Origin of the sequence: Asticcacaulis sp. (assembly GCF_027484505.1) — a bacterium.
GTDB lineage: Bacteria > Pseudomonadota > Alphaproteobacteria > Caulobacterales > Caulobacteraceae > Asticcacaulis.
In genome coordinates this window covers 1-4,379 of sequence record NZ_JAIXSV010000079.1, presented here as the reverse complement: position 1 = coordinate 4,379, position 4,379 = coordinate 1, and the positions used below count along the sequence as shown (strand labels likewise).

The window sequence follows — 4,379 nt, the reverse complement described above, 5'->3', positions numbered from 1 at the left end:
GCTCGACCTTACCCTTGGTCTGGGCCCGGTAGGGCTTGCAGGCCTTTGGCAGGAAGCCGTAATGGGCCGCCAGTGTCAGGAGCTTCTCGTTGTAGACGACGCCCCTGTCGTCGCCCGCCGCGCCCAGGACGGCGGTGCGCATGCGGTCGTAGAGGATCTGCTCCGGCACGCCGCCCAGGGCCTCAAAGGCGGCAATATGACAGCGCAGCAGGGTGGGCAGGTCCTGGCGGGCGACGAACCGCGCCCAGATCATGCGGCAATGGCCCAGCACCAGGGAGAACAGCCAGACCACCCGCTCCACGCTAGGTTCGTCGGTGAACTCAGTTTTGAAATAGGTGTTATCCGGCGTGGAAAAGTGGCTCTGACTCAATTTTGATGAAATTCGGGATTCCTCTGGAGTGGATTTTCCATAGGGATCAGCATGATGGGATTGGGCTTTCCACACTCGATGTTCGATGTTGCCGGCATGGCCATCAAGGACATCACCGATGATGATAGGATGGTGCGCCTCACCATCAGCCCGGTCACGGCGATGAGCGCCTGTCCCGGATGCGGGACGCGGTCAGGCCGGATCCATAGCCGATATCACCGGCGGCTGGCGGACCTGCCGACAAGCGGTCGTCTGGTTGAGCTTGTGCTGCTTGCCCGCCGGTTTTTCTGCGATGCTGTGCTTTGCGGTCGCCGCGTATTCACGGAGCGCTTTGATCCGAAGGTTCTGGCACCTTGGGCTCGCCGGACGGCCCGGCTGGATAAGGTTGTCCACCATCTGGGTCTGGCGCTGGGAGGTCGTCCGGCTGCTACCCTGGCCCGTCGCTTGATGCTACCGGTGAGCAACGACACCTTGTTGCGGGTGGTTCGTCGTCGGGGCAGCCCGCGCATCGTGCCGCCTACGGTGATCGGCGTGGATGACTGGGCGTGGCGACGCAATCATCGCTATGGAACCCTGATCTGCGACCTGGAGCGGAGACGGACCATCGCCCTGCTGCCTGATCGTGAACCGGCAACGACGCAAGCCTGGCTGGAGCAGCAGCCGCAGGTCAGCATCGTGGCCCGCGACCGCGCAAGTGGCTACGCCCTGGCTGTCTCCAAGGCATTGCCGGCTGCCATGCAGGTGGCCGACCGCTGGCATCTGATGGAAAACGCAAGTCGAGCCTTTCTCGACGCAGTCAGGAAATCCATGCGGCAGATCCGCACCGCGGTCGGCGTCACCAGCATCGATCCGGCCCTTCTCACGGCGGCAGAGCGCTTGCAATACGAAGGATATCTGCGGCGTGAGGATACCAATAATGCGGTCCAGCGCCTGGCCAAGGAGGGCATCCCCATCAAGGAGATCGTTCGCCGGACCGGCCACAGCCGAGGGCTGGTGCGCAAAATCCTCCGGGGTCAGGGGGCGGACATCTTCCGGACAAAGGAAAGTTCCCTGGAACTGCATCTTCCCTGGCTCGACCAGCAATGGCAGGCGGGGCATCGCAACGGTACCGAACTTTGGCGGCGGCTCAGGAAAGAGGGTTTCCAAGGCTCGCTGCGCGTCGTCACGGAATGGGCGACCCGTCGACGCCGGGCCGACCAGATGGGAGTAGAGGCCCTTAAACGGACACCATCCGCCCGGATCATTGCCCGGCTCATGACCTTGGGACGCGATGCGCTGACAAAGGCTGAGACTGTCCTGGTTGCCGCCATTGAAAAGGGGGTTCCAACCATTATCGAAGCCAGGACCATCATCGCCGATTTCCAGGGCATGATCCGGCGCCGGTCGTTGGCTGACCTGACCCCCTGGCTGGAACGGGCAAGCCAATCCATGGTGGCGTCGTTCGCCAATGGCATCGTCAAGGACCAAGCCGCTGTGGAGGAGGCTATCACTTCCCCATGGTCCAACGGCCAAACCGAAGGCCAGATAACCAAGCTCAAACTCGTTAAGCGCCAGATGTATGGCCGCGGAAAACTCGACCTGCTCCAGGCCCGCGTCATCGGTGCAGGGTAGAAAAGCACTTCACCAAAACTGCGTCAGAGCCAAATTTCAATGCCGATTGACACGCTATCGGTATCGGAGCCGCAGATTGTCCAATTCCGGCGCCCGACGGTGATGCCGCGCAGGGCGCGTTCGGCGGCGTTGTTCGACAAGCATATGCGTCCGTCTTCCAGGAACCGGGTCATGGCGCACCAACAGTTCAGGGCGTAGTCCATGGCCTTGGCAGGATCCGACTTGGGCGACAGACTGGCTCGTGTGTGACGCAGCCGTTGCTCCAGATCGTCGATCAGGGGGCGGCTTTTCTCGTGCCGGATTTTAGCGCGTTCCGGAATGGCGCGACCGGCCAAGTGTCGCTGTAGATGCTCCCCGGCGCGGGCGCGGGCTTAGTGGTACAGGGCGGCGGACGAATCGCTGCCGCCGAACGGCCAGTCTTCCCCCGCATATACCCATAATCAACCAGTGGCTGCCTTGGATCGGATGGGAAGGGGCCGGTGCCTAGCTTACCTCCTCGCAGGACCGACGGACGAATTTCTCCCGCACATCCTCACCGACCACCATGGCGAGGATGCGCATGAGAGTGTCACGGAAAGATTGCAGATATCCTGACCGCAATCAATCCAGATTTTCCTGGACAGGTCTTATAGCATCAGTGGATGCAGGAGCGGGATTTGACCGAGAGAAGTATTAGTTGACGGCGATAATCTGATCCGAAACTCTCTGGTTCCCCGTTCAAATACACCCAACCGACAATCTACGCCAATTCAAGCTGATAATCGCGAATCATGCCCCGTTAAACTCTGTACTAACCGGTAAAGGTCGTCACGGCGCGGTTTGATACCCCCAACATTATTCGCCAGTTGAAGCGATGGATCGAGATTCAAGCCGAGCCAATTGCGTCGAATACGCTCCAAGAACCGCTTACCATCCACCATGCGCAACAACGCAATCAGACGTTCACGTTTGTCAACACCCTCACCGGGATCGAAAGCCATTACACGGCCTGTATGCTCGTGCAGCAGTCCTACCGCATCCGGTAGCCTCTTTTCTATCCATTGGGTAACATGTTGCGGCAGCACGTGGGGATCCGTTGAGTAGGTAATCGGGCATTCTTTCTCAGATAGACCATGCGCATATGCGGTGCACCATCCAGCAGTAACGTAAAGTTCTCCAATAGCAGTATTGACCAAACGATCAAGCAGTTCCTCCGCCTCGAGTGGTGGTTTCTTCCATGTATTAAACAAGTTAAGAACCGCAGAGAAATCCAACAAATAGTTCTCGATTTCCCAACGGGTTAGAACATAAAGACCATCAACACGCGTCGCCCCGGCAAACGCTTCGTCGTCGGTTTCAAACAAAACGCTCCACTTTTTATCGCGTTTGAGGGCATCACGATCGAGTAGGCCGAAAACCTTAGGATAGATCACACGCTCTCGCCTGAGGCGATTCACCATGAGGGTGCAGCCCCCGACGCTCTCAAAACGAATTTCGGTCTCCATTCCTGGAAACATCGTTTCGAGAAATTTTTCGTCGGTCTTCCCCTCAACCAAAATGACGACAACATCGCCATGAGAGTCAACGAGCGTGTCTGTATCCTTTTTACTGGCGAAAGTTGCCACGGCCTTTTCCTCACAAATCATTCGCTTCGATCAAATACCCACCTTTGACCAGCCCTTCTTCCTGCCGCTCAAAAGCAAACGCCTCCAACAGTGCCGGGCTATGGGTGCTGGCAATCACGGTCAGATCGGGCCACAACCTTATCCAATCTTTTAAAATATTCATCAACCTATACTGCCACTGCGGATGCAGGTGGTTCTCCATTTCGTCGATCATCAAGATGGTACTACCGGCCTTATGATAGGCGCTGCGGACCAAGAGGTGTATTAAGCTACGCTCACCATGACTGAGCTGACCAATACCGTGACGGTGCTTGGTCCCGTCCTCGCGCTCCACCTCAATCACCGCCGCAAGGTCATGACGGTCTACTTTGACAAGGCGCTTATTGGTTCCAGCAAACAACAATTCATTGACCAACCTTGCCGCTTCTTCAAACAACCCACCGCCCAGCCACTCGTACCATACCAGCAGGCCATCGAGAGATGACGCCCACGTATCACCCTCGCCGTCAAATTTATGCGCAGGCGAATAAGAAATTGCAGGCTGTTCAAGAAATCCACGCCTATCTTTAGGGGCAGCAATACGTCTATCAGCAGTAAAATATAAAACAGTTGGCAATAAAAGAGAATCCCCCAACGGCATGAATTTACGATTAGCAGAAACACCATAACTAATCGTACTCAAGAAATCAGAGGTTAATCTGTGCAAATCGATATCATCGCTTAAGGCCTTGTACTCAAATCCTCCAGAGGGCGAGAAAGAAAGCCGCAACGGCACCCACCCAGAAACACCTACT

Annotated in this window: 4 protein-coding genes and 1 pseudogene; 1 reads left to right on the top strand and 4 read right to left on the bottom strand. The window is 56.9% G+C overall.

The annotated features are described in order from the left end of the window. A pseudogene (locus Q0072_RS04585) lies at positions 1 to 334 on the bottom strand (DDE-type integrase/transposase/recombinase); the annotation flags it as partial. Between the two features lie 87 nt (positions 335 to 421). On the opposite strand from Q0072_RS04585, the gene Q0072_RS04580 reads away from it, so the two are divergent. Further along, the gene (locus Q0072_RS04580; protein WP_366941777.1) at positions 422 to 1,981 is read left to right on the top strand and encodes an ISL3 family transposase; all 1,560 of its coding nucleotides are present in this window, start codon (positions 422 to 424) and stop codon (positions 1,979 to 1,981) included. Between the two features lie 23 nt (positions 1,982 to 2,004). Here the strand turns inward: Q0072_RS04580 and Q0072_RS04575 are convergent, their stop codons facing one another. The 3 genes from Q0072_RS04575 to Q0072_RS04565 form a co-directional block, all read right to left on the bottom strand. Beyond that, the gene (locus Q0072_RS04575) at positions 2,005 to 2,316 is read right to left on the bottom strand and encodes a transposase (protein WP_298326365.1); all 312 of its coding nucleotides are present in this window, start codon (positions 2,314 to 2,316) and stop codon (positions 2,005 to 2,007) included. 414 nt (positions 2,317 to 2,730) lie between these two features. Continuing rightward, positions 2,731 to 3,585, bottom strand: a complete 855-nt coding sequence (locus tag Q0072_RS04570) for a DUF4435 domain-containing protein (protein ID WP_298326362.1) — start codon at positions 3,583 to 3,585, stop codon at positions 2,731 to 2,733. Positions 3,586 to 3,595: 10 nt separating this feature from the next. Then, a partial coding sequence (locus Q0072_RS04565) for an AAA family ATPase (RefSeq protein ID WP_298326360.1) occupies positions 3,596 to 4,379 on the bottom strand: 784 nt, incomplete at its 5' end.